Source organism: Aliidongia dinghuensis (assembly GCF_014643535.1).
Lineage (GTDB): Bacteria > Pseudomonadota > Alphaproteobacteria > ATCC43930 > CGMCC-115725 > Aliidongia > Aliidongia dinghuensis.
Window position 1 is genome coordinate 481,633 of the sequence record NZ_BMJQ01000001.1, and the last position, 26,215, is coordinate 507,847.

The following is a 26,215-nucleotide window of genomic DNA, read 5'->3' on the forward strand; positions in this document are numbered from 1 at the left end:
GCGGCGTATCATCGTGCTCTCATCACTCGGCGGGATGCATCATGACGCCGCGCGAAACGGCGGTTCTGCTGCGTGTCTTCGTCTCAGAGACGGACCGGCACGACGGGCGGCCGCTCCACAAGGTCGTGGTCGAGGCGGCACACAAGGCCGGCCTTGCCGGGGCCACCGTGCTGCATGGGGCCGCCGGTGGCCGCCAGGGTCTGCATACGGAGCTGCAGGTCGACGCCCGGCAGAACCTGCCGATGGTGATCGAGATCGTCGACAGCGAGGCGGCGATCCACGGCTTCCTGCCGACGCTTGACGGCCTCATCGAATCGGGCCTCGTCACGCTCGAGGCCGTGCGCATGATGCGGTGCGGCCGGCAGACCGTCCGGCCGGTCTAGCGGATAGATCTGACGGGGCTACCCGCCGAGCCATAGCCGCTCGACGCTCTCAGACCATGCGTCGCTTCGGACGATTCTTGCGCAATGGCGGTATATGCCCATATCGTCGTTAGCAATGCGGGTGTACGCCCATATTGCTGAAAGTGACTCAGCAAGCGCCGATGTCGACTTCCCGAAAGGCGAACATGCAGAAGGGTGAGTGTTTCGCGACCTCGGTACGCAAGGCGTCCCGGCGCCTCACGCAGCTCTATGACGATGCGCTGGCACCAAGCGGCCTGCGTTCGACGCAGTTCTCCATCCTGGCGGAGCTCGCCAAGCGATCGGCGCCGCCGACGCTGACGGAACTCGCCGAGGCGATGGTGTCGGACCGGTCGTCACTCGGCCACGCGCTTCGGCCGCTGGTCCGGGACGGCTATGTGGCGCTTCGCCGAGGAGAGACGGATCGGCGCACGCAGCAGATCGTCCTGACCGACCGCGGTCACAACAAGTTCCAGGAAGGCCTGACGCACTGGCGGACGGCACAAGCGTCCTTCGTGTCGCTCTATGGGAGCGAGTGGTCGGAGACCCTCCGGGCGGCGGTTCTGACGATTGCCCGCGACCACCGGCTCGGCAAGTTGACGGGAGACGCCGCGTGATGACCGATGCAGAGAAAACGACCCTGCTGGACGATCCCGTCCGGGCTGCCTTGACCACGGCAAACCGGGCCCTCGCCCAGGGCGGCCCGCTTGCCTGGCGATACCCGCCGGAGATCGCACCGTTCGCCGCCATCGCGGATAGAACGGCCCCGTCCTTCGCGGCCCTGGCGACCCTCGTGCCGCCCGAGGGCCGGGTTGCTCTGGCCACCGTCGATCCGCTTGTTCCGCCCGCCTCCCTTGCGATCGCCATGCAGGCGCCGGTCATTCAAATGGTCCTGAACGCCCCGATCGAGAGCGTGCGGTCGGAGCCTGAGCCCGTCGTGCTCGGCGCGGGCGACGTGGCCGACATGCTGAATCTCACCGGCCGGACGCATCCCGGCCCCTTCGGTCCCCGGACGATCGAGTTCGGCCATTACATCGGCCTTCGCGTCGAGGGTGCGCTCGCGGCAATGGCCGGCGAACGGATGCGGTTCGATCGCTTCGTCGAGATCAGCGCCGTCTGCGTCGATCCCGATCATCGCGGCAAGGGCTTCGCGGCCCTTCTCGTGACGCGGCTTGCCGAGCGGCTTCAGGCGCAAGGGGTAACGCCGTTCCTGCACGTCTTCGCAAGCAATGCGAGCGCGATAGCGCTTTACGAAAAGCTCGGCTTCGTCGCGCGCCGCACGCTTCACATGACTGTCCTCACACATCACACCTGACGCTGGTGACCGGGCCACGGATCGACACTGATCCGCCCCGTCCGGCTATCGCGGTTGAATGAGGCCGCCGACGTGCTTAGCTCACAGCAATCGCGCGTTCTCTGGAGCCCGCTTCATGCCTGCCGAACTCAATCACACCATCGTCTGGTGCTCGGACCAGAGCACCTCCGCCAAATTCCTGGCCGAGATGCTGGGCCGGCCGGCGCCGACCCACTTCGGCCACTTTGATGTTGTCGAACTCGACAACGGTGTCTCGCTCGACTTTGCTGATGCCGAGGGCCAAATCCGGCCGCAGCACTACGCCTTCCTGGTCAGCGAAGCGGACTTCGACGTCGTCTTCGGTCGCATCAAAGATCGCGGCCTCAACTATTGGGCCGATCCCAGGGGTGCCCGGCCTGGTGAGATCAACCACAACGACGGCGGACGCGGCGTCTATTTCCGCGATCCGAACGGCCATTACCTCGAAGTGATCACCCGGCCCTACGGCAGTGCCGGTTGAGCGAAGGCGCAGCGTCTTACCATGTTTCCAGGCCAGCGGCCCGGCGGGCTTCGTGTGGCCGCGCAAGGTGACGGGCGTTCTGGCGCTCACCACCAGCGGTCCTCCCTGCTTGGCTGATCCGGAAGGATATGGCGATCAATTGGGAACGCGTTGAATACGCCGGGGTCCAACGCGTCGGATTCTATCCGCCAGCACGTGCCTTCGGCGTCCGGTCGAGCCCGTGTTATGCTGATCCGAAAGTGCATGGGAGCGCCGTCATGGACATCCCGCACGAAGCGGTTCTGCTGCGGATCTTCACCAGCGCCGACGATCGCTGCGGCGAAGACCCGCTCTATCTCGCGATCGTCAACAAGGCGCGCGAGCGGCAGCTTGCCGGCGCCACCGTGCTGCGCGGGCCGCTGGGCTTCGGCGTCTCGCGCCGGATGCACCAGCCGCATCTCTTCCCGCTGACGCTCGACCTGCCGGTGGTGGTCGAGATCGTCGACGCCGAGGAGCGGATCGAGGCGTTCCTGCCGGTGCTGGACGAGATGATGGAGAGCGGGCTCGTCACGCTCGAAAAGGCGCGGGTGCTGCAATATGGCCGCAAGCGCTCGGGCTACCTGGAGCGCCTCAAGGAGAGGCTGTTCCACGCGCGTCCACCGGAAGAGCCACGCACGGCCGAGGAGGCGGCGGAACCATCCGACCAGCGTTGATTAAAGCTTCCGGCCCGCGACGAGGCCGGCGATGAGTGCTGCGAGGACCAGGGTCACCGTGTTGGGCAACTCGACGCCCGCGCCGAGTTTGCGGCCGGCTTCCATGGCGGCATCGCCGAGGTCGGACGCCGCACGCTCGACCGGCCGGGACGGGACCGGCGGCCGGCGCAGGGCCACCGCCATGATGATGGCGGCCAGCAGGATCATGGCGGCGCCGACCAGGACCGCCGCGCCGGCCGGTGTCAGGTAGGGTGTCAGTGCCAGCATGATCGCGTAGAGCACGAACAGAAGGCCGGCCAGGCCGATGAACAGGCCGGTGAGGGCGAGCGCCCCGAAGCCGGCTGCCCGCCGGACGCGATGGCCGGCCTCGCGTTCCACGAGGGCCAGCAGCACACGCGCCGCGACGAGCAGGCCGCTCATCAGTGGCGGCCCCGGCTCAGCAGACCGATGACCAAGCCGATGCCGAGAGCGGCCAGGACCGAGGTTGCCGGATTGCGCTCGATCGTGTGGTTGAGCTCCTCGCCCAGGCCCTTGGCGCGGGTGCCGGCTTGGCCGAGGGCGGCACGGCTTTCGTTATAAAGGTCGACGACCACATCCTCGACGCGATGGCGGGCATGGCCGGCCTCGTGCTTGACCAGGTCGGCGACGGCGTTCGACAACCGGGTGATGTCTTGCCTGAGGACGGCGATCTCTTCGGAAACCGAGGCGGCTTCCTTGGTTTTGACGTCGCTCATCAGCTTCTCCTTTCGTTTCGGGAAGGCGTTGCCCTCGGCGAAGGGCACAAGCCTCTAACGCGCAGGAGATGAAACGGTTCGCCAAAACGCACCTTGATCCAGGACAAGCGCTTCGGATTCCGTCGGTTTCAGCCGAAGCGATAGCTTGAGACCGCCTTGCCGAAGATGTGGTCGCGGTAGGTCAAGGTGCCGGCATCCTCGCCCGCGGCACCGGCCGCGACCATGAGCGGCAGCAGGTGCTCTTCGCGCGGATGGCTGGTCCGGGCGCCGGGTGCCATGGCCCAGGCGGTCAGCGCCGCCTCGCGCCGGGCCGGGTCGGGGTCGGTCACGGCTTGAGTCAGCCACTGGTCGAACGACTCGGCATCGGCCGCGATGCGCGGGTCCTCGGTGAAGAAGCCGCGCAGGTTGTGGAAGCTGAGGCCGCTGCCGACGATCAGCACGCCTTCGTCGCGCAACGGCTGCAGCGCGCGGCCGACCGCCAGATGGGCGGCGGGATCGAGCGAGGCCAGCAACGACAGCTGGACGATCGGGATGTTCGCGTCCGGATAGATCAGCAGGAACGGGATGAAGACGCCGTGGTCGAAGCCGCGAATGTCGTCGCCGGTGCTGGGGATGCCGGCCTGGTCGAGGCGCAGGCGGATCTCTGCCGCGAGCCGCGGCGCGCCGGGCGCCGGATAGCGCAGCTGATACGTGTGGGGCGGGAAGCCGTAATAGTCGTAAATGAGCGGCGGCGCCGCGGCGGCGGTAACGGTCGGCTGGCTCTCTTCCCAATGGCCGGAGACGACCAGCACCGCGCGCGGCTGCTGCCCGATGGTGGCGCCGATGCCGCGCAGGTGATCGCCCAAGGATTTCCAGGGGTCGGGCATGCCGCGCGGGGGTTCCATGAAGAAGCACGGTCCGCCGCCGTGCGGGATGAACAGGGTCGGCAGGCGTGCTTCGCTCATGGTGTCAGCTCCCACTCTTGGTCGCGACGAGATCGACGTCGACACCGACGTCGAGTGCGACCCACTCGCCCGTCGCCCAGACGCCCTGGCCGACGCCGAAGCCGGTGCGTACCAGGTTCAAATGGCCCTTGGCCTCGGCCTTGTCACCGGTGATCTCGAGCGTGAACGGCAGGACGACATCCTTGGCGATGCCGCGGATGGTGAGCTTGCCCGGCGCCTCGTAGGCATTGCCGCCCTTAGCGACGAAGCCCGTAGCCTCGAAGCGGGCTTCCGGGAATTGCTTCACGTTGAACCAGTCGGTCTGGGGCAGCGCGCCGTCGCGCTGCGGGTCGCCGGATCTGGCGCTTGCAAGGTCGATCGTCACCTGGGCATGGCCCGCCTCGGGATGGGCTGGATCGAACGCAATCTCGGCCGACCATTTGCCGAAGCCGCCCTGGAAGGGGGCCCCGGTCTGCACGCCGGAGAATCCCAGACGGCTCTTGGCGGTATCGACGGCCCAGTCCGCGGCGGTGGCCGGCGCGGCGGCCAGGAGCGGGGCGGCGGCCAGCGGCAGGGCCGCCAGCAGGTAGCGGAATTTCATGATCTCGGTTCCTCGGGTCTCGGTTCCTGGGCTTGGCGGCGGCCGAACGGCAGCATGCGGTGGAGCACGCCGTCGCGGAGCACGAAGTGATGGCGGAGCGCTGCGCCGGCGTGGAGCGTCACGAGGGCCGCCAGCACCCAGGCGAGCTTGCCGTGAATGAATTTCACCGCAGGCTCGACCGCGGCCTTGTTCGGCAGGTCGGCCAGGACCGGCAGATGCGGCCAGGGCACCATGCCGTAGAGCACGGTCGGCAGGTTGAACGGCGATACCGAGACCAGCGCCCAACCGGTGAGCGGGATTGCGAGCATGAGCGCATAGAGCAGCCCGTGCGCGCCTTCCGCCGCCCGACGCTCGAGCGGCGGCATGGCGGTGGGCAGGGATGGTGGGCGGTGGGTCAGCCGCCATGGCACGCGCAGCAGCACGGCAATGAGCACGGTGACGCCGATCGACTTGTGCAGCTGATAGAGCTGGAACTTCGTCATCGGCGCGAGCGCCAGATGGGTCATGGCGAGACCCATGGCGATCAGCGTCAGGATGCCGACGCCGATCACCCAGTGCAGCGCGATCGCGACCGGGTCGTAGCGATCCGGGTTGGAGCGATTGCGGGCGGTTCGTCGCGACATGGCGGCCGTTCCCCTGCCGATGCCGTGATCAGGCGTGCTCGAACGCGGCGCTGATGATCAGGTCGACGTCGTCGCCGACCATCGGCACGTAGGTCTTCACGCCGAAGTCGCTGCGCTTGATCTTGCCGCTCACCTCGAAGCCGGTCGTGAATTTCTTGTCGAGCGGGTTGACGCCGGCACCGTTCAGCTTGACGGCGAGCGTCACGGGCTTGGTGACGCCATGGAACGTCAGCTCACCGGTCACCTTGGCCGTGGTCTTGCCGGTCGGCGCGATCTTGTCGGCCTTGAACACGATCTCGGGGAACTGGGCGGCGTCGAACCACTTGTCGCCCTTGAGTTCGCCGTCGACCATCGTGTTGCTGGTCGAGAGCGAGGCGACCGGGATATGGATCTCGAGCGTGCTTTTCGCGACCGCCTTCGGGTCCAGGTTCAGGTTGCCAGACACGTTCGAGAACTCGCCGTACCAGGTCGTGAAGCCGAAGTGATTGACGCTGAACAGCACGCGCGTGTGATAGGGCTCGAGATTATAGGCGCCAGCTTCGACCGAGGCTGGATCCTGGCTCGCGGTCTGGGCCTGGGCCGGCAGGACGGCAGCGGACGCCGCCAGCACGGCAGCGGAAAGGGCATAGGGAAGCAGCGGACGGAACATGGATCGAAACTCTCCAACGGGAAGGCCGTGGAGCGCGGTACACGCGCCTTCGGGCCGGACGATCGGAGAGATAGGAGTGTCGCTCTGACAAAAAAACAGATAAAGTTTTGATCTTCTCTATCTGGAAATTCGATGATGTCGCAAGCGATACCCTCACTCGACCAGTTGCAGGTCATGCTGGCAGTGGTTGAGGCCGGTAGCTTCTCCGGTGCGGCGCGTCGGCTCAATCGGGCGCAGTCGGCCATCACTTATGCCGTGCAGCGGCTCGAGGAGCAACTGGGCACGCCACTGTTCGACCGGACGAGCTATCGCCCGTCCCTGACTGAGGCCGGCCGCATCCTGCTGCCGCGCGCCCGCCTCATCGCCGAGGAGATGCAGGCGCTCGCCGACCATGCGCGCGGCATCGCCGCCGGGCTCGAGCCGGAGCTGACGCTGGTGGTCGACGCCATGTTCCCGATGTGTGCGCTTCTCGAGGCGCTGCGCACCTTCGGCAACCGGTTCCCTTCGGTATCGCCGCGCCTCTATGTGGAATCGATGGGGGCGGCGACCGAGATGGTGCTGAGCGGCACCTGCACCATCGGTCTGCTCGTTGCGTTCAGCGCCGCCTTCGAGCCGCTGCACCGCCGGCCGCTTGCCGAGGTCACGCTGATCCCGGTCGCGGCTCCATCCCATCCATTGGGCCAGTTCGACGGGCCGGTGCCGCGTGACGAGCTGCGCCGGCATGTCCAGCTCGTGCTGTCGGACCGCTCGGGCCTGACCGGCAACCGCGACTATGGTGTCTGGTCGGCCCAGACCTGGCGTCTCGCCGATCTCGGCGCCAAGCACGCCATGCTGAAGGCCGGGCTCGGCTGGGGCAGCATGCCGGCCCATCTCGTCGCCGACGACCTGGCCGCAGGCCGGCTGCGCCGCGTCGTAATCGCGGCCGAGGGCGGCGACGAGGAGGTGAGCTTGCCGCTCTGTGCCGCCTATCGCCGTGACCGGCCGCCGGGGCCGGCCGGGCGCTGGCTGTTCGACCATGTAAGCGAGACGATGGAGATCAATCCGCCGGTCCACAGGCTTGAAGGGGCAGCTCAGTAAGGCAGCTGCAGGCTGCCGCTGCACAGGAGCTCGAAGAACCGCTCGGCCGCGGGCGACAGCGCGCGGCCGGTGCGCGTCAGCACGCCGATCGAGCGGCGCATCGTTGGTTCCGTCAGCCGCCGGGTCACGAGGCCGGCGGCATTGACCAGCGGCAGGGTCAGCTTGGGCAGCGCGGTCACGCCCAGCCCGGCCGCGACCAGGCTGACCGTCGTCGCGAGATGGCTGCATTCGTAGAGCGGCTTGGCCGACAGCCCCAATTGCAGGAAGGCGGCATCGGTCATGGCGCGCACGCTGCTGGTCGGCGCCATGGCGATGAACGGTCGGTCGGCGAAGGCGCGCCAGCCGATCTCGGCCTCGGCGGCGAACGGGTCGTCAGCGCGGCACACGAGGACGAAATCATCGCTGACGAGCGGGCGGTAGCTGAGCTTCTCCGACTGGGTCGGCCGGACCGTGAGGCCGAGGTCGGCCTGGCCGTCGGCGACGGCGCTCGCGACCACGTTCGCAAGATCGTCGCGGATCACCACCTCGACGCCGGGGTGGCCCATCTGGAAGCGCGCGATCGCCTGCGGCAGCAGGACCGCGGCGGCGGACGGCAGCGCCGCGATCGTTACCCGGCCGCGGCGCCCCTCGAAGAACTGGCCCAGCTCGCCAAACGCACTGTCGAACTCGAGCGCGATCCGCTGCGCCACGGGCTGCAGTGCCGCACCCGCGGGGCTGAGGCTCACGTTGCGCGTGTCGCGATCGAAGAGGCGGGTGCCGATCGCTTCCTCCATGAGCCGGATCGTGCGGCTCAGCGCCGGCTGCGAAATGCCCAAGGCCTTCGCCGCTTCGCTGAAGCTGCCGAGCTCCGCGACCTTGAGGAACGCCACCGTCTGATGCAGCGAGAAACTTATGCGCATGAGTTATGTATATATAAGTTCTTTATCTTTGAAAAATAAATAGACCGATCCGATCCTGGTCCCAGGCAAAAAGCCGAAGAACAAGATTTGGGGAGGGACATGCTCGCTCTTTTGGGGACGGCGACGGTGCTCGTGCTGCTGGCCGTCATCATGCTCAATCTCTGCTCGCCGCTCGTGGCGCTGATCGCGGTGCCGGTCGTCGCGGCGCTCATCGGCGGCTTCGGGCTTGCCACGGGCAAGTTCATCGTGACCGGCATCACCTCGATCGCGCCGGTCGCCGGCATGTTCGTCTTCGCCATCCTCTATTTCGGCATCATGACCGACGCCGGGATGCTCGACCCGATCATCCGGCGCATCCTGAAGACGGTCGGTGCCAAGCCCACGCGCATCGCGGTCGGATCGGCGCTCCTGGCGCTGCTCATCCATCTCGACGGCTCGGGCGCCGTCTGCTTCCTCATCACCATCCCGGCCATGTTGCCGCTCTACGAGAAGCTCGGCATGGACCGGCGCGTGCTCGCCTGCGTCGTCTCGCTCGCGGCCGGCGTCAATTTCCTGCCCTGGACCGGGCCGACGATCCGTTCGGCCGCAGTGCTGCACCTGTCGGCGACCGATATTTTCCGGCCGCTGGTGCCGCTGCAGGCGATCGGGCTCGTCTTCGTGTTCGCCTCCGCCTGGTGGCTCGGCCGGCGCGAGGAGCGGCGGCTGGGTCTTGCGGGCTCGACCGTCGGTGCTGCCGCCGTCGGCGGTGCGCCGATTGAGCTCACCGCAGCACCGGCCCCGCGCACGGCGGAGCAGGAGCGCTTGAGCCGCCCGCACCTGTTCTGGGTCAACCTCGCGCTCACCATCGCCATCATGGCCGTGATGATCTGGGGCATCGCCGACCCGGTCGTCATGTTCATGATCGGCACCGTGCTGGCGCTCGCGATCAATTACCCGAACGTCGCCGAGCAGCGCGCGCGCATCGACGCCCATGCCAAGGCGGCGCTCATGATGGCCGGCATCCTACTCGCGGCCGGCGCCTTCACCGGCATCATGACCGGCTCCGGCATGCTGAAGGCAATGGCGACGGCGGCGGTCGCCCATGTGCCGGCCGCGATGGCGCAGCATATTCCGGCACTGCTCGGCGTCGTCTCGATGCCGCTCAGCCTGCTGTTCGACCCGGACTCCTACTATTTCGGCGTCATGCCGGTCATCGCCGAGGTGGTGAAGGGCCTGGGCGGCGACCCGGTCCATGTGGCGCAGGCCTCGCTGTTGGGCCAGATGACGACCGGCTTCCCGGTGAGCCCGCTCACGCCCGCGACCTTCCTCGTCGTCGGCCTCGCCGGCATCGAGCTCGGCGAGCATCAGCGCTTCTCCATCCCCTGGCTGTTCGCCGCGTCGGTCGTCATGACGATCGCGGGCGTGCTGCTCGGCATCCTGCCGTGGTGAGGGGGCCTGTTATGAAGACGATCCGGATCGGCAGCGGCGCGGGCTATTCCGGCGATCGGATCGAGCCGGCAGTCGAATTGGCCGAGCGCGGCCGGCTCGACTATCTCTGCTTCGAGTGCCTGGCCGAGCGCACGATCGCGCTCGCCCAGCTGGCGCGGCTGCGCGATCCGGCCGGCGGCTACGACCCGCTGCTGGTCGACCGGATGCAGGCCGTGCTGCCGGCCGCCGTACGCAACAAGGTCCGCATCGTCACCAACATGGGCGCGGCCAACCCGTCCGGCGCTGCCGCTGCGATCGCCGAGACGGCGCGGCGGCTCGGCATCTCCGGCCTCAAGATCGCAGCGGTCGCCGGCGACGACGTGCTGGACCAGGTGCGGGACGCCGACCTGCCGCTGCTCGAGACCGGCGGACGGGTGGCCGATCTCGGCAACCGGCTCCTCTCGGCCAACGCCTATCTGGGCGCGGCGCCGATCGTGGACGCGCTGGCGCAGGGCGCCGACATCGTCGTGACCGGCCGGGTCGCCGACCCGTCGCTGTTCCTGGCGCCGCTCATCCATGAATTCGGCTGGGCGCCGGACGACTGGCCGTTGCTCGGCCAGGGCACGGTCGTGGGCCATCTGCTCGAATGCGCGGGCCAGGTGACCGGCGGCTATTTCGCCGACCCGGGCCTGAAGGACGTGTCGGATCTGGCACGCTTGGGCTTCCCGCTCGCCGAGGTCGCGGCCGACGGCACGGCAGTGGTGACCAAGGTCGAGGGCTCGGGCGGTCTGGTGACCCAGGCGACCTGCACGGAGCAGCTGATCTACGAGTTGCACGATCCGACCCGCTATCTGACACCCGATGTGACCGCGGATTTCTCCGGCGTGCGCTTCGCACCGGACGGCCGGGACCGGGTCCGGGTCGTGGGCGGCGGCGGCACGGCGCGGCCCGAGGGCTACAAGGTTTCGCTCGGCTATCGCGACGGCTTCATCGGCGAGGGGCAGATGACCTATGCCGGCCCGGGCTGCGTCGCGCGCGGCCGCCTGGCGCTCGCCATCGTCGCGGAGCGCCTCAAGCTGATCGGCGTCGCGGCCGACGAACTGCGGTTCGAGCTGATCGGCGTCGATTCCGTGGCGGGTGGTGCGGCACAGCTGCTCCAGGCCGAGCCGCCCGAGATCCGGATCCGTGTCGCCGGCCGGACCGGCACGCTGGCCGACGCCGTCCGCATCGGCAACGAGGTCGAGGCGCTCTACACCAACGGCCCGGCGGCCGGCGGCGGCGCCGTCAAATCGGCGCGCGAGGTCGTGGCCGTGCTCTCGACCATGCTGCCGCGCGAGCGCGTCCGGCCGCGCATCCAGATGCTGTCGGAGGTGCCGTCATGAAGTTGCGCGCGCTCGCCCACGCCCGGACCGGCGACAAGGGCAACACCTCCAACATCTCGGTGATCGCGTATGGCGCCGCGGACTATCCCCGGCTCGTGGCGGAAGTCACGGCCGAGCGGGTCAAGGCGCATTTCGGCCCGCTCATCCACGGGCCGGTCGTGCGCTACGAGCTGCCGCAGCTGGCGGCGCTCAATTTCGTGCTCGAAGGCGCGCTCGCCGGCGGCGTCACCCGCTCGCTGGCGCTCGACGCGCACGGCAAGTGCCTCGGCAGCCTGCTGCTCGATCTCGAACTCGATGACTGATCTTTCCGGTCCGGCGTTGCTGGGCCGGCGAACGGCGACCGCTCGCATCTTTCCAAACAAACGAAGCTCAGACGAACGAAACAAGGGAGGGAACGATGACAAGAGAGGGGAAACGACGGCGATCGTCCGGCCGGCACCTGTGGCTGCTGGGCGCCGTGCCGCTGGCGCTGGCCTTCGGCCATCGCGCCGAGGCGGCGAATTGCGAGGGCCTCACCGGGCTTAAGGTGCCGAACACCACCATCACCGCGGCCGTGAGCGTGCCGGCCGGCACCTATGTGGCGCCCGACGGGGCGAGCTATCCGGACATGCCGGCGTTCTGCCGGGTCGCGGCCACCGTCAGCACGGTGCCGACCGAGGCGGTCAAGATCGAGGTCTGGCTGCCGAGTGCGACCTGGAACGGCCGGTTCGAGGGGTTGGGCTCCGGCGGCTTCGGCGGCTCGATCCTCTATTATGAGCTGGCACCGGCCGTGCAGCGCGGCTTTGCCGCGGCCAATACCGACACGGGGCACGAGGGCGGTGCCAGCGGAGCCATCGGCCAGACGCTGCCCTGGGCGCAGAACCCGGTGTCTTTGCGCGACTGGGGCCATAGCTCGATCCATCTCATGTCCGAAAGCGCCAAGGCGATCGTGCAGGCGTTTTACGGCCACAAGGCGAGCTATGCCTATTACGACGGCTGCTCGACCGGCGGTGCCGAGGCGATGGAGGAGGCCGAGTACTACCCCGACGATTACGACGGCATCCACGCCGGCTCGCCGGGCATGGACTACAGCCACCTGATGATGAGCTTCCTCTGGGGGGCGTTGCCATCGGCGAAGGATCCGGGCGCCGCCCTCCCGGCCGCCAAGCTCGCGTTGCTGCATCAGGCGGTGCTGGGCGCCTGCCAGGCGAAGGACGGCAGCGTCGCCGGCGACACGTTCCTGAACGATCCACGCAAATGCGACTTCGACCCGGCCCAGCTGCAGTGCAAGCCCGGCCAGGACCCGAGCACCTGCCTCACCGCCGCGCAGACTGAGGCGGCGGAGCAGCTCTACCATCCGGTGACTGACCCAGAGAGCGGGCTGCGGCTCTATCCTGGCTTCGCGCGCGGCAGCGAGGACAATTGGTCGCTGATCCAGGGTGCGCTCGTGCCGTTCTATGCCCAGCCGCTGCTGGCCAACACCGTGTTCAATAACCCGAACTGGGATTGGACCAGCTTCAACTTCTCGAGCGACGCGCGGCAGGTCGATCGCGTGCTGAGCCCGGTCATCAACGCGACCCGGCCGAACCTGGAGCGGTTCGAGGCGCACGGCGGCAAGCTGATCATGACGCAGGGCTGGGACGATCCCTTGAACGCCCAGACCCTGCCGATCGAATATTTCAACAATGTCCTCATCGAAGGACGCAATCTCGAGCAGGTCCACCGCTTCTACCGGCTGTTTATGGCGCCGGGCATGGGTCATTGCGCCGGCGGCCCCGGCCCGAACAGCTTTGATTCGGTCGGCGCGCTTCAGGCCTGGGTCGAGCAAGGCCAAGCGCCGGAGCAGCTCATTGCGACCAAATTCGTGAACGACAATCCGGCGGACGGCGTCGCCATGACGCGGCCGCTCTGCGCCTATCCAGCGCGGGCTCAATACAAGGGCAAGGGCAGCACGAGCGAGGCCTCGAGCTTCACCTGCGTCACGGACCACCGCGAGTTCGCGAAGGACCTGCGGCAGGAGATCGACAATCTCGTCGCCACATACCGGTCGGGCGACCTCGAGAACCTGCCAAACTGACTTGAGGGCGAGTGCAGGCCCTCGACCTGCACTCGCTTCTTCCCTGGGCTCAGGCGACGTTCGCCCGGCGCGGCAGCTTCCAGTTCGGCCGCACGAAATGGCAGGTGTAGCCGTTCGGGATGCGCTCCAGGTAATCCTGGTGCTCGCTTTCGGCCTCCCAGAAGTCGCTGGCCGGCGTCACTTCCGTCACCACCTTGCCCGGCCACAGGCCCGAGGCATCGACGTCGGCGATCGTCTCGAGCGCCTCCTGCTTCTGCTCCTCGCTCGTGTAGAAGATCGCCGAGCGGTAGCTCGTGCCCCGGTCGTTGCCCTGGCGGTTGAGCGTCGTCGGGTCATGGATCTGGAAGAAGAATTCCAAGAGCGTCCGGTAGCTGGTCTTCGCCGGATCGAAGACGATCTCGATCGCCTCGGCATGGTTGCCATGGTTGCGATAGGTCGCGTTCCGCACCTCGCCGCCGGTATAGCCGACACGGGTCCCGATCACGCCGGGATAGCGACGGATCAGGTCCTGCATCCCCCAGAAGCAACCGCCGGCCAGGACGGCCCGTTCTTCGGTCATCGGATATCCTCCATTCAGGTCAAGACGGTTCGGCAGATCGCCGCTCAGGCAGAAGGTGGCGATCCGAGCGCGATCTGTCCAATCACACGATCTCGAACAGGCCGGCCTTCGTCAGTGCCGGGTTCTCACCTGGTCCGGCGGAATGCGCACGTTGAGGGTCGAATAGCCCTTCACGAAGGTCGAGAAGATGCGCTGCGGTTCGTCCATGACCTCGATGCGGCCGAAGCGCTCAAGGATCTCCTCCCACAGGATGCGCAGCTGCAGGTCGGCGAGCCGTTCGCCGAGGCATCGATGCAGCCCGAAGCCGAACGACAGGTGCCGGCGCGGCCGTTCGCGGTCGACGATGAGCCGCTCGGCGTCGGCGATCACGTCCTCGTCGTAATTGCCGGACACGTACCACATGACGACCTTGTCGCCGGCCTTGATGGCATGGCCCTCGAACGCATGGTCGCGCGTCGCCGTCCGGCGCATGTGGGCGAGCGGCGTCTGCCAGCGGATGATTTCCGGCACCATGTTCGGCACCAGGCCGGGGTTGGCGATAAGCTTCGTGTATTCGTCCGGAAACTTGTTCAAGGCATAGAGCCCGCCAGTGATCGAGTTCCGCGTCGTGTCGTTGCCGCCGACGATGAGCAGCAGCAGATTGCCGAGGAAGTCCATCGGGCTCTGGTGCCGGGTCGCCTCCGCGTGCGCCATCATCGACACGAGATCATTGCGCGGTGGCGCGTTCACCCGCTCGTTCCAGAGCTGGGTGAAATAGTGCAGGCACTCGAGCATCTCAGCCTTGCGCTGCTCGTCGCTGTCGACGATGCCATGGCCGGGCAGCGCCGTCGCCACGTCGGACCAGCGGGTGAGCTTGCGCCGGTCTTCCCAAGGGAAATCGAACAAGGTCGCAAGCAGTTGCGTCGTAAGCTCGATCGACACGCGCTCGACCCAGTTGAAGGTCTCGCCGATCGGCAATCCATCGAGCACGGCCTGGGCGCGCTCGCGCACGAGCCGTTCCAGGTGTGCCAGGCTCGGCGCGCCGACGATCGGCTGGACTGCCGCGCGCTGCTCGTCGTGCCGCGGCGGATCCATGGCGATGAACATGGGCAGCACGAAGTCGACCAACTGGTCGCGCATCGTGATGCCGCCGTATTTCACGTCGGAGGAGAACACCTCGGTGTTCGCCTCGATCTGCATGATGTGCCGGTACTTCGTGATCGACCAGAACGGCCCGAACTCGCTTGCGCCGCAGTAATGCACCGGCGCCTCGCGGCGCAGGCGCGCGAAATAGGGCCAGATCGCGTCCTCTTGGAACAGGATCGGCTGGCCGACATTGATCTCGTCGACCGGCACTGTGTCAGCCGCAGCGAGCAGCGCCTCGCGCGAGGGATGGTCCGGCATGTTCATCATGTCTGTTCCTGGGGGCCAGGCCCTCGCGCGAGTGGCGGGATCGGTTGGCGGAGCTTACACGATCTCGAACAGGCCGGCGGCACCCATGCCGCCGCCGATGCACATGGTGACGACGCCGAGCTTGGCGCCGCGCCGTTTGCCTTCGATCAGCAGGTGGCCGGTCATGCGCGCACCCGACATGCCATAGGGATGGCCGATCGAGATGGCGCCGCCGTCGACGTTCAGGCGGTCGGCCGGGATGCCGAGCCGGTCGCGGCAATAGAGCACCTGCACCGCGAAGGCCTCGTTCAGCTCCCAGATGTCGATGTCGGCGACGGTGAGGCCGTGGCGCTTCAAGAGGGTGGGCACCGCAAAGACCGGACCGATGCCCATCTCGTCCGGTTCGCAGCCGGCGACCGCCAGGCCCCGGAAGATGCCGAGCGGCTTGAGGCCGCGCCGTGCCGCCTCCCGGTCGGACATGACGACGGCCGCCGACGCGCCGTCCGACAGCTGGCTCGCGTTGCCGGCCGTGATGGTCTTGTCCGGCCCGCGCACCGGCTCGAGCTTGGCCAGGCCCTCGAGCGTCGTGTCGGCGCGGTTGCCCTCGTCCTTCGTCACGGTGACCGTCTCACGCCGGGTCTCGCCGGTCGCCTTGTCGATGACCGCCTTCACCGTCGTGATCGGCACGATCTCGGCATCGAACCTTCCGTCGCGCTGGCCGGCTGCGGTACGGCGCTGGCTTTCGAGCGCGAAGGCATCCTGCGCCGCGCGAGCGACGCCATAGCGCGCGGCCACGACCTCGGCCGTATCCAGCATGGGCATGTAGATGTCGGGCTTGTGCTCGGTGAGCCAGGGATCCGGCTCCTGCGGCAGGCCGCCCATACCCTGGACCAGACTGATCGATTCGAGCCCGCCGGCGATCGCGACCGGCACCTGGTCGACAATCACCCTCTGCGCCGCAATCGCGATCGCCTGCAGGCCCGAGCTGCAATAGCGGTTGACGGTCATGGCCGCGACCGAGGCGGGCAGGCCGGCCCGGATCGCCGCCTGGCGCGCGATGTTGCCGCCGGTCGCGCCCTGCGGCAGCGCGCAACCCAGGATCACGTCCTCGACCTCGCCGCCGTCGAGCTTCGCCCGCTCGGCCGCCGCGCGGATGACGTGCCCGCCCATTTCGGCGCCGTGCGTCAGGTTCAAGCCACCCCGGAACGCCTTGCCGATCGGCGTGCGCGCCGTCGAGACGATGACCGCGTCGACCATGTGATTCTCCTTCCAATCAAAAACGGCCGTCGTCCCCGCGCAGGCGGGGACCCAGGGCAAGCGATGGCTCTCTCAAACAGCCTTTGCGGCAACCCTGGATTCCCACCTGCGCGGGAATGACGGAGACAAAAGCTCCTACCTTACCTTCGCTTGCGCCCGGGCCTCGTCGACGAGCGGCTTCTTCCATAGTTTGCCGACCGCGGTCTTGGGCAGGCTGTCGCGGATCTCGAGCGCGGCCGGCAGCTCGTGCTTGCCGACCTTGTCGGCGAGGAAGGCGCGGAGATCGTCCAGGCTCGGCGCCGCGGCACCGTCGCGCAGCGTGACGAAGGCCTTGGCGCTTTCGCCGCGATAGGCGTCGGGAACGCCGATGACGATCACTTCGGCGACCGCGGGGTGCTCGTAGATCGCCTCCTCGATCAGCCGCGGATAGACGTTGAAGCCGCCCGACAGGATCATGTCCTTCTTGCGGTCGACGATGAACAGGAAGCCGTCGTCGTCGAGATAGCCGATGTCGCCGGTGCGGAAGAAGCCGTCGACGAACGCGTTCGCCGTCTCCTCCGGCTGCTTGTAATAGCCCTTCGTCACGTTCTTGCCGCGGATGCAGATCTCGCCCTTTTCATTCGGGGCGAGCTTGCGCTCAGGTTCGTCCAGGTCGCGGATCTCGATCGTGACGCCGGGCAGCGGCAGGCCGGCCGATCCCAGCTTGCGGTTCTGCGGCGGCGTCACCGTGCCGGCGGGCGAGGTCTCGCTCATGCCCCAGCCTTCCAGGAGCAGCCGGTCGGCCACGCCCTCGAACTCGTCGCGCAACTCCATCGGCAAGGGCGCGCCGCCGGTGTTGCAGAAATGGAAGCAGGAGAAATCGACCTGGCGAGCACGCGGATGGGACGCGATCGCCCGGAACATGGTCGGCACGCCCGAGAACATCGTCGGGCGGTCGCGCGCGATCGTGTCGAGGATGTCGTCCGTGTCCCAGCGCGCCTTCAGCAGCAGCGTATAGCCGTTGCGCATGCCCCGAAGCAGCAGCGTGTTGAGCGCGTAGATGTGGAACAGCGGCAGGACGACCAGCACCTTCTCGGCGCCGGGCGTAAGACCGATCGAGGGCGCCGAACCCCAGGCGTCATAGCTCGAGACCGACGCGGTCAGATTGGCATGGCTCAGCATCGCCGCCTTGGGCAGGCCGGTGGTGCCGCCGGTGAACTGCAGCACGGCCAGATCATCGACCGCCGGCGTGGGCCAGGGGCCGGGGGAGGGGCGGGTCGGGTCGAGCAGCACGCGGAATGGGATGCGTTCCGCGGGATCCGTCGGGATGGCCGGCGGCGGCACCGGCGCCATGTCCTCCGGCGTCGCGACCATGATGCGCAAGTTGGGGCCGGGCGGCGGCAGCTTCTGGTCGAGGCCGGCGAAGCTCACGACCAGGCTGACGTCGGCCAGCGCGATCTTGTGCGCAAGCTCGCGCTCGGCGTCGAGCGGCGACAGGTTCGCGACCACGCCGCCGGCCCTGAGCACGCCGTAGAACGCGAGCGGATAATGCGGCGTGTTCGGCAGATGCAGCGCCACATGCACGCCGGGCTTGACGCCCAAGGCCGCGAAGCCGCGTGCCGCCCGCTCGACCAGCGCGTCGAACGTCACGAAATCGAGCGTGATCGGCCCGAACTCGATGAAGCTCTTGGTGCCCCAGCGCCGGGCGGCCTCGCGCTGCTCGTCGGTCAGGAGCGCCGTCTTGATCTCCGCATGCCAGTCGAAGCCGGGCGGGTAGGATTTCTCCCAGAGTTCGGCCATGGTGCCTCCCCTTGTTCTTCTTTTACGCCTTCGGGCCGAGGAACCCGCGGCCTTCGGCGGCGAGCCGTGCCAGGAGCGGGGCGGGCTTGAGCCGCGCGTCGCTGAGCCGGTCCGTCATCTTCTGAAGGCCGGCGCGGATCGTTTCGAGACCGATGTGATCTGCCCAATACATCGGCCCGCCGCGGTAGACCGGCCAGCCGTAGCCGTAGAACCAGACGATGTCGATGTCCGACGCGCGGCTCGCGATGCCCTCCTCGAGGATATGCGCCGCCTCATTGACCATCGGATAGAGCAGCCGCGCCAGGATCTCGTCCTGGGGAATGCTGCGCCGGTCGATGCCCTTCGCGGCGGCGGCCGCGGCGATGATGGCATCGACGGCGGGATCGGGGATCGGCGCCCGGTTGCCGGGCTCGTAGCGGAAGAAGCCGGCGCCGGTCTTCTGGCCGAGCCGGCCCGCCTCGTAGAGCCGGTCGGAGACCTCGTCCCGGATGCCCAGGCCCTGGCGGATGCGCCAGCCGACATCGATGCCGGCCAAGTCCGCCATGGCGCACGGGCCCATGGGGAAGCCAAAATCGAGCAGCGCCTGGTCGAGTTCGGCCGGCGAGGCGCCTTCGAGCAGCAGGGATTCCACCTGGGACGCGCGGCGGTGCAGCATGCGGTTGCCGACGAAGCCGTAGCAGACGCCGACCACGACCGGCACCTTCTTGAGCTTGCGCGCCATCGCCATGGCGGTTGCGAGCACGTCGGGTGCCGTCGCCGTGCCGCGCACGATTTCGAGCAGTTTCATGACGTTGGCCGGGCTGAAGTAATGGGTGCCCAGCACGCGCTCGGGCCGGCTCGTCGCGGCGGCGATCTCGTTCACATCCAAGGTCGAGGTGTTGGTGGCCAGGATCGCGTCGGCGCGCACGATACGGTCGAGCTTGCCGAAGAGATCCTTCTTCAGGCCCATCTCCTCGAACACCGCCTCGGTCACGATGTCGGCCTCGGCGGCGTCCTCGAGCTTCAGGCTGCCGGTGATGCGGGCGAAGCGCGCCTCGGCGTCGGCCGGCGTGATGCCGCCGCGCTTGGCGGTCGCCTCGTAGTTGGCGCGGATGGTCTTGAGCCCGCGCTCAAGCGCCTCGGCACCGGTCTCGATCAGGGTCACCGGAATGCCGGCATTGGCGAAATTCATGGCGATGCCGCCGCCCATGGTGCCGGCCCCGATGACGGCGGCCCGACGGATCGGCCGCACCGGCGTGTCGGACGGCAGGCCCGGCACTTTGCCGGCCTCGCGCTCGGCGAAGAAGGCATAGCGCTGCGCCGCCGACTCCGGCGATTGCACCAGTTCCATGAACCGCTCGCGCTCGTAGGCGAGGCCGTCGGCGAACGGCTTCGCAAGCGCGGCCTTGACGCAGTCGATGATGGCGCCTGGTGCCCTGAAGCCGCGGCTCCGGCGAGCGATCGAACGGGCGAATTCGTCGATCAGGCCCGGATTGGCGCGCGCCTCGGCGAGCTTGCCGTCGCTCGCCTCGATGAGCGGCAACGGCCGGGCGGCCGCGATCTCGCGCGCGAAATCCACCGCCGCCTGGTCCAGATCGGGCAGGATGCGTTGGATGAGCCCGCCAGCGAGCGCCTTGTCGGCGCCGATGAAGTCGCCCGTGGTCATGATCTCGAGCGCCGGGATCACGCCCAGCACGCGCGGCAGGCGCTGCGTCCCGCCAGCGCCGGGTAGGATGCCGAGCTTCACCTCCGGCAGGCCGAACTGGGCGGTCGCGACCGCGACGCGATAATGGCAGCCGAGCGCCAGCTCGAGCCCGCCGCCCAAGGCCGTGCCATGGATCGCGGCCACGACCGGCTTCGTCATGCGTCCGATCTGGGCGATCACCTCGTGGAGCCCCGGCGGTTCGAGCGGCTTGCCGAATTCGGTGATGTCGGCGCCGGCGACGAAGGTGCGACCGGCGCAGGCGAGCACGACCGCCGCGACCGTGGCGTCGGCCTCGAGCGCCGCCAGCTCCGTCGCAAGGCCGGCGCGAACCTTATGGCCGAGCGCGTTGACCGGCGGATTGTCGATGATGACGACAGCGATGTCGCCGCTGCGGCGACTGGTGACGGGTGAGGGGGTGACGGGTGAGGTCATGAGGCGTCCCGATGATGGTCAAGAGCGATCGCGAAGCAGCGCGCCGACGAGCGTCGCGCCCTGGTCGAACGACGGGCGTAGCGGGCAGCTAGGGAAGGCGCGGGCAGGGAAGCCGTGGATTGGCGTCGGCGCGAATCGGATGCGGGACCATGCGCAGGGGTCTCCTCCCAGGGTTGCGGCGCCACCTTTTTGCGGGTTGGTCTTTGCCGTTTACAGACCGAACGGTCGCCTTCGCCGGACGAGGTGTCAAGGTGTCGACAGAAAACGACCGTTTGGCATGGCAAATTTCCGACAAGACCGCCATCAGGTAAAAAAATGATGGCTTCGTCCGGTATCGGGATAGGACGTCGGTCAGGGGTACAGCGATGCGCGGTGCTCAGCCAGGAAGGCGCTGCCCTCGGTCGTCAATTCGACCGTCGGCGGTGCTCCGGGCGACCAGTGCCGCCGGACGAACCCGGCCTCGACCGCATCTTCCCACACGGTGAGCCTGGGGCAGGAGGTGCGCCAAGCCGCCATCACCTCGGCGTAGGGCCGCGGGCCGGCCTCGAACCAGGCGAGAAAATCGATGGTGAGCGATGTCAGGGTATCGGACATGCCAAGCCTCCCCTCGGAAGGGCGACGGCGGCGTGCCGTGGCTTTGAGCTTACCAGTCCGCGAATGCGCCGGGAAGGCCTTTACCTGTGACGTAGCTGAAATCACCCGTGGCTGGTTCCGAACCCTTCGTGTCCATCCGGCGACGCTCAATCCTGCTTCCGTGAAGCTCAAATGATGGGTCGACGTTTTGCAAGGGTTCTGGGCATTGAGTGAGATTTCTCTCGGAACGCAAGATCACAGAACACAAGTTTTCCTTATGGCTCACCGAATTTATCCTCGCTTGTCGGGCCGATGCGATCTCGCCACCCTCGCGATCATTCAAAGGGGGGTGAATAGATGTCGATCTCGATGACGCGACGCATGGCGTTGATGGCGCCGATATTAACTATTCCAGGGTTGCTCGTGCCTCGAGCCAAGGCTGAGAGTGCCCTGCATGGCGTCGAAGAACGGCTGAAGGGACTCGAAGCTCGGAGCGGCGGGCGCCTGGGGGTTGCCGTAATGAACGCCGCAACCGGCCAAGTGGTGGGCAACCGTGTCGACGAGCGCTTCGCTATGTGCAGCACGTTCAAGGCGCTCGCTGTGGCCTTCGTGCTGGCACGGGTCGACCGGGGCGAGGAGCAGCTCGATCGTCGTATTGTCTTCACCGAGCGCGATTTGGTGCTGCCATACAAGGCGACCAAACCTCATGTTGGTCCGGAGGGCATGACGATAGAAGCGCTCTGTGACGCAGCGATCACGGTCAGCGACAGTACAGCCGCGAATTTATTGTTGGCCAGCTTTGGTGGTCCGGCGGCACTGACGGCCTATTTGCGATCCTTGGACGATGTGGTGACCCGCGTTGATCGCATTGAGCTGGATTTGAATATCGTTAAGCCCGGCGAAGTCCACGATACGACATCCCCACGCGCGATGGTGGGAACCTTGCGCCGGCTGCTTCTGGGCGATGCTCTGTCAACTTCATCCCGCACAAAGCTGACGACTTGGATGGTCGAGGCCAAGGATGCCGCTGCCCAGCGCCTCCGGATCGGCTTGCCGGCGGGGTGGCGGATTGCCAACAAGCCTGGCACCTGGGAGAAGATATCGACCAACGATATTGGCGTAATCTGGCCGCCGCATCGCGATCCGCTAGTCGTTGCAGCCTATCTTGGTGAAGCGCCGGGCTCAACCAAGGCCCAGGAAGGCGTTCTGGCTGACGTTGCTCGGATCGTCGCTGAGGAAGCGTCGTTGTAGATACTTTCATAAGCCCCGGTTTGAGGTGGGGCTCGAGGGCGGAGGGTTGAGGACTGCTCCATCCGCCTCAGCCCTGTGCCACAATGGAGCTTCACACGCCACATGCCGTTCGGCACCAGGGACCGTTCATGATCACCTGCCACCTGAAATACGTCATCGACCCGTACAAGCTCGCCGAGTTCGAGGAATATGCCCGCCGGTGGGTCGCGCTGGTCACGCGCATGGGCGGCCGGCATCACGGCTATTTCCTGCCGTCGGAGGGCGCCAACAACATTGCCTATGCGCTGTTCAGCTTTCCAAGTCTCGCGGCCTACGAGGACTATCGCCGACGCATGGCGAGCGACCCCGAATGCCAGGCGGTCTTCGAGCTCGAAAAGCAGAACCGCAGCATCGTGAGCTACGAGCGCAGCTTTCTGCGGCCCGTGCTCGAATAGCGCGGTTAGAGCTCGCTGCGAAAGCGGTGCGGCGAGGTGCCGGCGATTTTGCGGAACGCCGTCGAGAAATGGCTCTGGCTCGAGAATCCGACCGCGACCGACAGGCTCGCGAGCGACAGCGACCGGTCCGCCAGCAGTTCCTTCGCCCGCTCGATGCGCCGGTAGAGCTGGTACTGGTGCGGTGTCATGCCGGTCGACTGCTTGAAGCTGCGGCAGAAATGAAAGACCGACAGGCCGGCGGTCGCCGCCATGTCGCCGAGCGAGACGTCCTCGGCCAGGTGCGCCTCGATGAATTCCTTGACCCGCTTCAAGGCAAAGGGGGTGAGGCCGCCCTTACGGGCGCCGCTCGGCCGCCGGAGCGTCGAATGGGCACGGACCAGATGGACCGCGAGCAGCAGCGCGAAGCGCTCGGCATAGACGGCGGAGGCCAGCGCCGGCACCTGCAGCTCCTGCAGCAGCCCGCGGGCCATCTGCTCGGCCGGGAAGTCGCGCACGGCTAGGCTCGGCGCGATCTCGAGCCGTTCGGCGTCGATGTCGAGCGCCTCGGCCACGACCTGGTCGATCCGGCTCTGCGGCAGATAGACCTCGATGCGGCCGTAGAGCCCCTCCCAATGCCATTCGGCGGCCTCGCCGGCCGGCGTCACGCTGACGCTGCCGGCCGCGGCGCGGCGGCGCTGGGTATCGCCGCCCAGCCGGCGCGACAGAAGGAGCGCACCCGATTGCTGGACGCTGATGACGTGATGGTCGACAGGCGGGTATTCGATGAGGCCGTCACGGCCGGTGCGCTGCACCACGAACAGGTCGGGCCAGTTGCGGCCCTGGCTCGAGACGGCGGCCGGGCAGATCGCCAGCGTCTCCTCCGGCGTGATCGTACGGTCCCAGATGCGGTCGGCGATCGGACGGTCCATCGATGGGCGGTCGGTGGCGCGCTTTTCCATGGGCATAGAGGCCCTCCCCACTAATTTTTATCGGCCTTTTGCGCATAGATTAGCCACATATCGGGGGAGGTGCGCAATTCCTTGCAGAAAAGGCGCGCCTGAGGGCGCGCCTTTTCCAAACATTGCAGCGTCTGCGCCGCTACTTCTTCGGCGCGGGCGTCACGGTGACCACCTTGGGCGCGATCTTCGCCATGGCGCCGTCGCAGTCCTCGGCCGGCAGCTTGGAGAGATCGACCTTGCTCTGGGCGGCCGCGCGGATCTCCACGAACTTCGCCTGGAGCGCCTGCATGATCGGCGCCGCCTTGTCGGCGATCGCCTGCATGGCGGCGTCCTGCGACTTCGCCGTCTGCCAGCCGATCGCGGCAACCTGCGGCTGGTAGGTCGGCACGACGGTCTGGAACTGGGCGACCGCCTGGTCGTCGGCCTTGGCCTGGCCGCCGATTTCATCGGCAAACGCTTTCAGCACGCACGCGTTGTCGGTGAGCTCGTTCGCGAGCCAGAGCTTGCGGTCGAGCGAAAGCTTGACGGTGAGCTTGGCGAGCGAGGCGCAGACCGTGCCGTCCGGCAGCTTCGCGATCGCCGCGTCGCGCTTGGCCGTGAAGCCGACGCTCGCGTCATAGAAGCCGGGGGTGCGGCGATCGGTCCCGGTAGCGCCGGCCTTAAGCGCCAGGTCCTTGGCCGTGGCACTCGTGTCCTGCGTCAGCGGGCTCGGCACTGCCTCGAACGCGATCTGGGCCGGCGGTGCCGCCGGGCACGACGCGGCATGGGCCGCGGCACCAAAGCCCAGCAGCAGAACGCCGACGAGGCCGGCCATAATTTTCCCGGCGAATAGTTTCTTGGTCATTGGAACTCCCGAATCAAATTGGTTGGCCGGGAGGAGACAGAAACGCGGGTCGCAGGTAAAGCGCGAAATCATCGACCGAGCAGGGCAGCCTCGAGGCGGCACGCGCTCAGTCCGTGCGCCACTCCTCGATCCATTGCGTGCTGATGCCGACGCGGTCCGCCGGGTCGATCCCCTTGAGCCAGGTCGGGATCACGAACACGGTCGAGCCGAAATAGAGCGGCAGTTCCGGCAGTTGCTCGCTATAGATGTCGATGATCTGGCTCCAGATCGGCTTGCGCTTCTCGGGATCGAACTCGTTCAGGAGCGAGCGGATCAGCCGATCGGTCTCGGCATCGGAGAAATGCGGGAAATTGCCGCCGACGAAGCCGTTCGCGGCCGCGGGAATGCTGTCGGACAGGAGCGTGTAGGTCGGCGGTGTGTCGGGTGAGGCGTTCCAGCCGAACAGCGCCATGTCGAATTTGCCGTGCCTCAGCGTGTCGCCGAACAAGACCGCCGGCGGCACGTTGGCGATCGTGACCGCAACGCCGACCGCCTGCCATTTCGCCTGGAGTTCGAGCTCGATGAGCTCGCGGACGCGGTTGCCCGCCGTCGTCGTCAGCGACAGGGCGAGCCGGTGGCCCTGGTCGTCGACCCGGATGCCGTCCGGCCCGGGCCGGAACCCTGCCTCGTCGAGCAGGTGCGCCGCCGCCTCGGGATCATAGGCGTATTTGCGCTTGCCCGGGACGTAGACCGTGTTGGTCGGGCCGATGAAACTATCGGCGACCGGCAGCAGGCCATCGAACAGGTTGCGGGTAATGGCCTGCCGATCGATCGCCAGCAGCAAGGCCTGGCGGACCCGGCGATCGGCGAGCAGCGGGTTGCCGAGATTGAGGTCGATGTGTTCGTAGGCGAGGCTGCCCTGAATGGCGAAGCCGTAGCTGTAGGCGCGGCGGGCCCTGAGCTCCAGACCCTGGTCGACGGTCAGGCCCATCTCGCCCGCGATATAGTCGATGCTGCCGGTGAGAAAGGCGGCTTCCAGCGCCGCCGTGTTCTCGATGATGTCGATCCTGATGTGCGGAATATGCGCCGGGGGACCGGGCCAGTTCGGATTGCGCTCATACCGCGCGCTGCGGCCAGACTCGTAGCTCACCAGCCGATAGGGGCCGAGCCACAGGCCCGGGTTGCCGGGGTCGGTCACGTAGGCCGAACGCTGCAGATAGTCCCCGGGCTGAGCGAGCTTCGCCAGGATCGGGCCTTCGATATGCTCCGGGATGACCCAGAGCATAATCCGGTTATAGGTGTAGTCGGCCCGGTCGAGATGCAGCGTGAAGGTGCGGTCGTCGGCGAGTGTGATGTCCGTGATGTGGCGGAGCGCCTCGTCATTGCCGACGCCGATGCGCGGATCGCGGGTGAGGCGCCAGCTGAACGCCACGTCCCGGCTCGTGACCGGCTCGCCGTCGCCCCAGCGCAGGTCGGGCAGCAAGGTGAAGGTGACGTCCATGCCGCGACGCCCGTCCGGCAGGGTTACGATGCGGGCGCCGCCGTTCTCGATCGTCGGCAGGGTCTCGCACAGAAGGCACGTCGGTCGGCCGGTCTTGTCGAGGCCGGCGAGCGCCCGTAGGGCCGGCCACAATAGGTAGTCGCGGGCGGCGGACGGGGTCTGGAGCGGGTTGAGCGATGTCGGCGCCTGGCGGAGGCCGATCGCCAGTTCGTCATGGGCGGCCTCGGCGGCTCCCGTCCAGCCTGCAGCCGCGGCGAGCACGGCAAGGGCGGCGCCGACGCGCGTCAACCATCGCCGAAGATCCGATGATCGCATGAGGCCCCGCCTCCAAAATGCCGTTCGACTCTGATGCCGC

At 67.4% G+C, this 26,215-nt stretch carries 28 protein-coding genes; 12 read left to right on the forward strand and 16 right to left on the reverse strand.

Features of this window, described 5'->3' with window-relative positions; translation table 11 throughout:
- Positions 1 to 41 precede the first annotated feature (41 nt).
- From IEY58_RS02345 to IEY58_RS02365, 5 genes are all read left to right on the forward strand, one after another.
- Positions 42 to 383 (forward strand): DUF190 domain-containing protein, encoded by a 342-nt coding sequence (locus IEY58_RS02345; RefSeq protein WP_189042011.1) that lies wholly within the window; start codon positions 42 to 44, stop codon positions 381 to 383.
- Between the two features lie 161 nt (positions 384 to 544).
- Positions 545 to 1,018 (forward strand): MarR family winged helix-turn-helix transcriptional regulator, encoded by a 474-nt coding sequence (locus IEY58_RS02350; protein WP_229743433.1) that lies wholly within the window; start codon positions 545 to 547, stop codon positions 1,016 to 1,018.
- Positions 1,018 to 1,716 carry a GNAT family N-acetyltransferase gene (locus tag IEY58_RS02355; protein WP_189042013.1) on the forward strand — a complete coding sequence of 233 codons (699 nt, stop codon included), beginning with the start codon at positions 1,018 to 1,020 and terminating at the stop codon, positions 1,714 to 1,716. Before IEY58_RS02350 ends, IEY58_RS02355 begins: the two co-directional genes overlap by 1 nt.
- Before the next feature lie 115 nt (positions 1,717 to 1,831).
- The gene (locus IEY58_RS02360) at positions 1,832 to 2,215 is read left to right on the forward strand and encodes a VOC family protein (protein ID WP_189042015.1); all 384 of its coding nucleotides are present in this window, start codon (positions 1,832 to 1,834) and stop codon (positions 2,213 to 2,215) included.
- Between the two features lie 257 nt (positions 2,216 to 2,472).
- Positions 2,473 to 2,907 (forward strand): DUF190 domain-containing protein, encoded by a 435-nt coding sequence (locus IEY58_RS02365; protein ID WP_189042017.1) that lies wholly within the window; start codon positions 2,473 to 2,475, stop codon positions 2,905 to 2,907.
- On the opposite strand, the gene IEY58_RS02370 is transcribed toward IEY58_RS02365, so the two are convergent.
- The 6 genes from IEY58_RS02370 to IEY58_RS02395 all read right to left on the reverse strand — a co-directional run bounded on the left by IEY58_RS02370 (position 2,908) and on the right by IEY58_RS02395 (position 6,437).
- Positions 2,908 to 3,327, reverse strand: coding sequence for a phage holin family protein (locus IEY58_RS02370; protein WP_189042019.1), 420 nt, complete (start codon positions 3,325 to 3,327; stop codon positions 2,908 to 2,910).
- Complete coding sequence (locus IEY58_RS02375) at positions 3,327 to 3,641, reverse strand: DUF883 family protein (protein ID WP_189042021.1); 315 nt, start codon at positions 3,639 to 3,641, stop codon at positions 3,327 to 3,329. The genes IEY58_RS02370 and IEY58_RS02375 overlap by 1 nt, the downstream gene beginning before the upstream one ends.
- Positions 3,642 to 3,769: 128 nt before the next feature.
- Positions 3,770 to 4,585 (reverse strand): DODA-type extradiol aromatic ring-opening family dioxygenase, encoded by an 816-nt coding sequence (locus tag IEY58_RS02380; RefSeq protein WP_189042023.1) that lies wholly within the window; start codon positions 4,583 to 4,585, stop codon positions 3,770 to 3,772.
- A 4-nt stretch (positions 4,586 to 4,589) separates the two neighbouring features.
- Positions 4,590 to 5,165: a YceI family protein gene (locus IEY58_RS02385; RefSeq protein ID WP_189042025.1), complete on the reverse strand. Its 576-nt coding sequence runs from the start codon at positions 5,163 to 5,165 to the stop codon at positions 4,590 to 4,592.
- Positions 5,162 to 5,788 (reverse strand): cytochrome b, encoded by a 627-nt coding sequence (locus IEY58_RS02390; protein ID WP_189042027.1) that lies wholly within the window; start codon positions 5,786 to 5,788, stop codon positions 5,162 to 5,164. Before IEY58_RS02390 ends, IEY58_RS02385 begins: the two co-directional genes overlap by 4 nt.
- Positions 5,789 to 5,816: 28 nt before the next feature.
- Complete coding sequence (locus tag IEY58_RS02395; RefSeq protein ID WP_189042029.1) at positions 5,817 to 6,437, reverse strand: YceI family protein; 621 nt, start codon at positions 6,435 to 6,437, stop codon at positions 5,817 to 5,819.
- A 132-nt stretch (positions 6,438 to 6,569) separates the two neighbouring features.
- Here IEY58_RS02395 and IEY58_RS02400 point away from each other — a divergent pair, with 132 nt between their 5' ends.
- Entirely contained in the window at positions 6,570 to 7,514 is a 945-nt protein-coding gene (locus tag IEY58_RS02400; RefSeq protein WP_189042031.1) for a LysR family transcriptional regulator, read from the forward strand.
- Here IEY58_RS02400 and IEY58_RS02405 read toward each other — a convergent pair.
- On the reverse strand, positions 7,508 to 8,413 hold the full coding sequence (locus tag IEY58_RS02405) for a LysR family transcriptional regulator (protein WP_189042032.1): 906 nt from the start codon (positions 8,411 to 8,413) through the stop codon (positions 7,508 to 7,510). The genes IEY58_RS02400 and IEY58_RS02405 overlap by 7 nt on opposite strands.
- A gap of 99 nt (positions 8,414 to 8,512) precedes the next feature.
- Between IEY58_RS02405 and IEY58_RS02410 the strand changes: the two genes are divergently transcribed.
- The 4 genes from IEY58_RS02410 to IEY58_RS02425 all read left to right on the forward strand — a co-directional run bounded on the left by IEY58_RS02410 (position 8,513) and on the right by IEY58_RS02425 (position 13,258).
- Positions 8,513 to 9,841, forward strand: a complete 1,329-nt coding sequence (locus tag IEY58_RS02410) for a CitMHS family transporter (protein ID WP_189042034.1) — start codon at positions 8,513 to 8,515, stop codon at positions 9,839 to 9,841.
- Positions 9,842 to 9,852: 11 nt separating this feature from the next.
- Positions 9,853 to 11,202, forward strand: a complete 1,350-nt coding sequence (locus tag IEY58_RS02415) for an acyclic terpene utilization AtuA family protein (RefSeq protein ID WP_189042036.1) — start codon at positions 9,853 to 9,855, stop codon at positions 11,200 to 11,202.
- A complete protein-coding gene (locus IEY58_RS02420) occupies positions 11,199 to 11,504 on the forward strand; it encodes an AtuA-related protein (RefSeq protein ID WP_189042038.1) in 306 nt (101 codons plus the stop codon). The genes IEY58_RS02415 and IEY58_RS02420 overlap by 4 nt, the downstream gene beginning before the upstream one ends.
- A 95-nt stretch (positions 11,505 to 11,599) precedes the next feature.
- A complete protein-coding gene (locus tag IEY58_RS02425) occupies positions 11,600 to 13,258 on the forward strand; it encodes a tannase/feruloyl esterase family alpha/beta hydrolase (RefSeq protein WP_189042040.1) in 1,659 nt (552 codons plus the stop codon).
- A gap of 49 nt (positions 13,259 to 13,307) precedes the next feature.
- Here the strand turns inward: IEY58_RS02425 and msrA are convergent, their stop codons facing one another.
- From msrA to IEY58_RS02455, 6 genes are all read right to left on the reverse strand, one after another.
- Positions 13,308 to 13,817 carry a peptide-methionine (S)-S-oxide reductase MsrA gene (gene msrA / locus IEY58_RS02430; RefSeq protein WP_189042042.1) on the reverse strand — a complete coding sequence of 170 codons (510 nt, stop codon included), beginning with the start codon at positions 13,815 to 13,817 and terminating at the stop codon, positions 13,308 to 13,310.
- Positions 13,818 to 13,928: 111 nt separating this feature from the next.
- The gene (locus IEY58_RS02435) at positions 13,929 to 15,209 is read right to left on the reverse strand and encodes a cytochrome P450 (RefSeq protein ID WP_229743434.1); all 1,281 of its coding nucleotides are present in this window, start codon (positions 15,207 to 15,209) and stop codon (positions 13,929 to 13,931) included.
- A gap of 54 nt (positions 15,210 to 15,263) precedes the next feature.
- Positions 15,264 to 16,445 (reverse strand): acetyl-CoA C-acyltransferase, encoded by a 1,182-nt coding sequence (locus tag IEY58_RS02440; RefSeq protein WP_189042044.1) that lies wholly within the window; start codon positions 16,443 to 16,445, stop codon positions 15,264 to 15,266.
- A 135-nt stretch (positions 16,446 to 16,580) separates the two neighbouring features.
- Positions 16,581 to 18,224: an AMP-binding protein gene (locus IEY58_RS02445; protein WP_189042046.1), complete on the reverse strand. Its 1,644-nt coding sequence runs from the start codon at positions 18,222 to 18,224 to the stop codon at positions 16,581 to 16,583.
- Positions 18,225 to 18,246: 22 nt separating this feature from the next.
- Positions 18,247 to 20,340 (reverse strand): 3-hydroxyacyl-CoA dehydrogenase NAD-binding domain-containing protein, encoded by a 2,094-nt coding sequence (locus tag IEY58_RS02450; RefSeq protein WP_189042047.1) that lies wholly within the window; start codon positions 20,338 to 20,340, stop codon positions 18,247 to 18,249.
- Between the two features lie 351 nt (positions 20,341 to 20,691).
- The gene (locus tag IEY58_RS02455) at positions 20,692 to 20,934 is read right to left on the reverse strand and encodes a hypothetical protein (RefSeq protein WP_189042050.1); all 243 of its coding nucleotides are present in this window, start codon (positions 20,932 to 20,934) and stop codon (positions 20,692 to 20,694) included.
- Positions 20,935 to 21,270: 336 nt separating this feature from the next.
- Between IEY58_RS02455 and bla the strand changes: the two genes are divergently transcribed.
- Both bla and IEY58_RS02465 read left to right on the forward strand, forming a co-directional pair.
- Positions 21,271 to 22,164 carry a class A beta-lactamase gene (bla, locus tag IEY58_RS02460; RefSeq protein ID WP_189042051.1) on the forward strand — a complete coding sequence of 298 codons (894 nt, stop codon included), beginning with the start codon at positions 21,271 to 21,273 and terminating at the stop codon, positions 22,162 to 22,164.
- Positions 22,165 to 22,292: 128 nt separating this feature from the next.
- Positions 22,293 to 22,598: an NIPSNAP family protein gene (locus IEY58_RS02465; protein ID WP_189042053.1), complete on the forward strand. Its 306-nt coding sequence runs from the start codon at positions 22,293 to 22,295 to the stop codon at positions 22,596 to 22,598.
- A gap of 5 nt (positions 22,599 to 22,603) precedes the next feature.
- On the opposite strand, the gene IEY58_RS02470 is transcribed toward IEY58_RS02465, so the two are convergent.
- The 3 genes from IEY58_RS02470 to IEY58_RS02480 all read right to left on the reverse strand — a co-directional run bounded on the left by IEY58_RS02470 (position 22,604) and on the right by IEY58_RS02480 (position 26,148).
- Complete coding sequence (locus IEY58_RS02470; protein WP_189042056.1) at positions 22,604 to 23,542, reverse strand: helix-turn-helix transcriptional regulator; 939 nt, start codon at positions 23,540 to 23,542, stop codon at positions 22,604 to 22,606.
- 133 nt (positions 23,543 to 23,675) lie between these two features.
- Positions 23,676 to 24,380: a hypothetical protein gene (locus tag IEY58_RS02475; RefSeq protein WP_189042058.1), complete on the reverse strand. Its 705-nt coding sequence runs from the start codon at positions 24,378 to 24,380 to the stop codon at positions 23,676 to 23,678.
- Between the two features lie 106 nt (positions 24,381 to 24,486).
- Positions 24,487 to 26,148 (reverse strand): peptide ABC transporter substrate-binding protein, encoded by a 1,662-nt coding sequence (locus IEY58_RS02480; RefSeq protein WP_189042060.1) that lies wholly within the window; start codon positions 26,146 to 26,148, stop codon positions 24,487 to 24,489.
- Positions 26,149 to 26,215 lie beyond the last annotated feature (67 nt).

Excerpts from the sequence above, each read along its gene's own strand:
- IEY58_RS02465 (WP_189042053.1), top strand. The coding sequence starts at position 22,293 with ATGATCACCTGCCACCTGAAATACGTCATCGACCCGTACAAGCTCGCC.
- IEY58_RS02410 (WP_189042034.1), top strand. The coding sequence starts at position 8,513 with ATGCTCGCTCTTTTGGGGACGGCGACGGTGCTCGTGCTGCTGGCCGTC.
- IEY58_RS02375 (WP_189042021.1), bottom strand. The coding sequence starts at position 3,641 with ATGAGCGACGTCAAAACCAAGGAAGCCGCCTCGGTTTCCGAAGAGATC.
- IEY58_RS02380 (WP_189042023.1), bottom strand. The coding sequence starts at position 4,585 with ATGAGCGAAGCACGCCTGCCGACCCTGTTCATCCCGCACGGCGGCGGA.
- IEY58_RS02405 (WP_189042032.1), bottom strand. The coding sequence starts at position 8,413 with ATGCGCATAAGTTTCTCGCTGCATCAGACGGTGGCGTTCCTCAAGGTC.
- IEY58_RS02435 (WP_229743434.1), bottom strand. The coding sequence starts at position 15,209 with ATGATGAACATGCCGGACCATCCCTCGCGCGAGGCGCTGCTCGCTGCG.
- msrA (WP_189042042.1), bottom strand. The coding sequence starts at position 13,817 with ATGACCGAAGAACGGGCCGTCCTGGCCGGCGGTTGCTTCTGGGGGATG.
- bla (WP_189042051.1), top strand. The coding sequence starts at position 21,271 with ATGTCGATCTCGATGACGCGACGCATGGCGTTGATGGCGCCGATATTA.
- IEY58_RS02350 (WP_229743433.1), top strand. The coding sequence starts at position 545 with ATGTCGACTTCCCGAAAGGCGAACATGCAGAAGGGTGAGTGTTTCGCG.
- IEY58_RS02440 (WP_189042044.1), bottom strand. The coding sequence starts at position 16,445 with ATGGTCGACGCGGTCATCGTCTCGACGGCGCGCACGCCGATCGGCAAG.
- IEY58_RS02385 (WP_189042025.1), bottom strand. The coding sequence starts at position 5,165 with ATGAAATTCCGCTACCTGCTGGCGGCCCTGCCGCTGGCCGCCGCCCCG.
- IEY58_RS02425 (WP_189042040.1), top strand. The coding sequence starts at position 11,600 with ATGACAAGAGAGGGGAAACGACGGCGATCGTCCGGCCGGCACCTGTGG.
- IEY58_RS02420 (WP_189042038.1), top strand. The coding sequence starts at position 11,199 with ATGAAGTTGCGCGCGCTCGCCCACGCCCGGACCGGCGACAAGGGCAAC.
- IEY58_RS02455 (WP_189042050.1), bottom strand. The coding sequence starts at position 20,934 with ATGTCCGATACCCTGACATCGCTCACCATCGATTTTCTCGCCTGGTTC.
- IEY58_RS02345 (WP_189042011.1), top strand. The coding sequence starts at position 42 with ATGACGCCGCGCGAAACGGCGGTTCTGCTGCGTGTCTTCGTCTCAGAG.
- IEY58_RS02370 (WP_189042019.1), bottom strand. The coding sequence starts at position 3,327 with ATGAGCGGCCTGCTCGTCGCGGCGCGTGTGCTGCTGGCCCTCGTGGAA.
- IEY58_RS02475 (WP_189042058.1), bottom strand. The coding sequence starts at position 24,380 with ATGACCAAGAAACTATTCGCCGGGAAAATTATGGCCGGCCTCGTCGGC.
- IEY58_RS02445 (WP_189042046.1), bottom strand. The coding sequence starts at position 18,224 with ATGGCCGAACTCTGGGAGAAATCCTACCCGCCCGGCTTCGACTGGCAT.
- IEY58_RS02365 (WP_189042017.1), top strand. The coding sequence starts at position 2,473 with ATGGACATCCCGCACGAAGCGGTTCTGCTGCGGATCTTCACCAGCGCC.
- IEY58_RS02395 (WP_189042029.1), bottom strand. The coding sequence starts at position 6,437 with ATGTTCCGTCCGCTGCTTCCCTATGCCCTTTCCGCTGCCGTGCTGGCG.
- IEY58_RS02360 (WP_189042015.1), top strand. The coding sequence starts at position 1,832 with ATGCCTGCCGAACTCAATCACACCATCGTCTGGTGCTCGGACCAGAGC.
- IEY58_RS02470 (WP_189042056.1), bottom strand. The coding sequence starts at position 23,542 with ATGCCCATGGAAAAGCGCGCCACCGACCGCCCATCGATGGACCGTCCG.
- IEY58_RS02390 (WP_189042027.1), bottom strand. The coding sequence starts at position 5,788 with ATGTCGCGACGAACCGCCCGCAATCGCTCCAACCCGGATCGCTACGAC.
- IEY58_RS02450 (WP_189042047.1), bottom strand. The coding sequence starts at position 20,340 with ATGACCTCACCCGTCACCCCCTCACCCGTCACCAGTCGCCGCAGCGGC.
- IEY58_RS02415 (WP_189042036.1), top strand. The coding sequence starts at position 9,853 with ATGAAGACGATCCGGATCGGCAGCGGCGCGGGCTATTCCGGCGATCGG.
- IEY58_RS02355 (WP_189042013.1), top strand. The coding sequence starts at position 1,018 with ATGACCGATGCAGAGAAAACGACCCTGCTGGACGATCCCGTCCGGGCT.
- IEY58_RS02400 (WP_189042031.1), top strand. The coding sequence starts at position 6,570 with ATGATGTCGCAAGCGATACCCTCACTCGACCAGTTGCAGGTCATGCTG.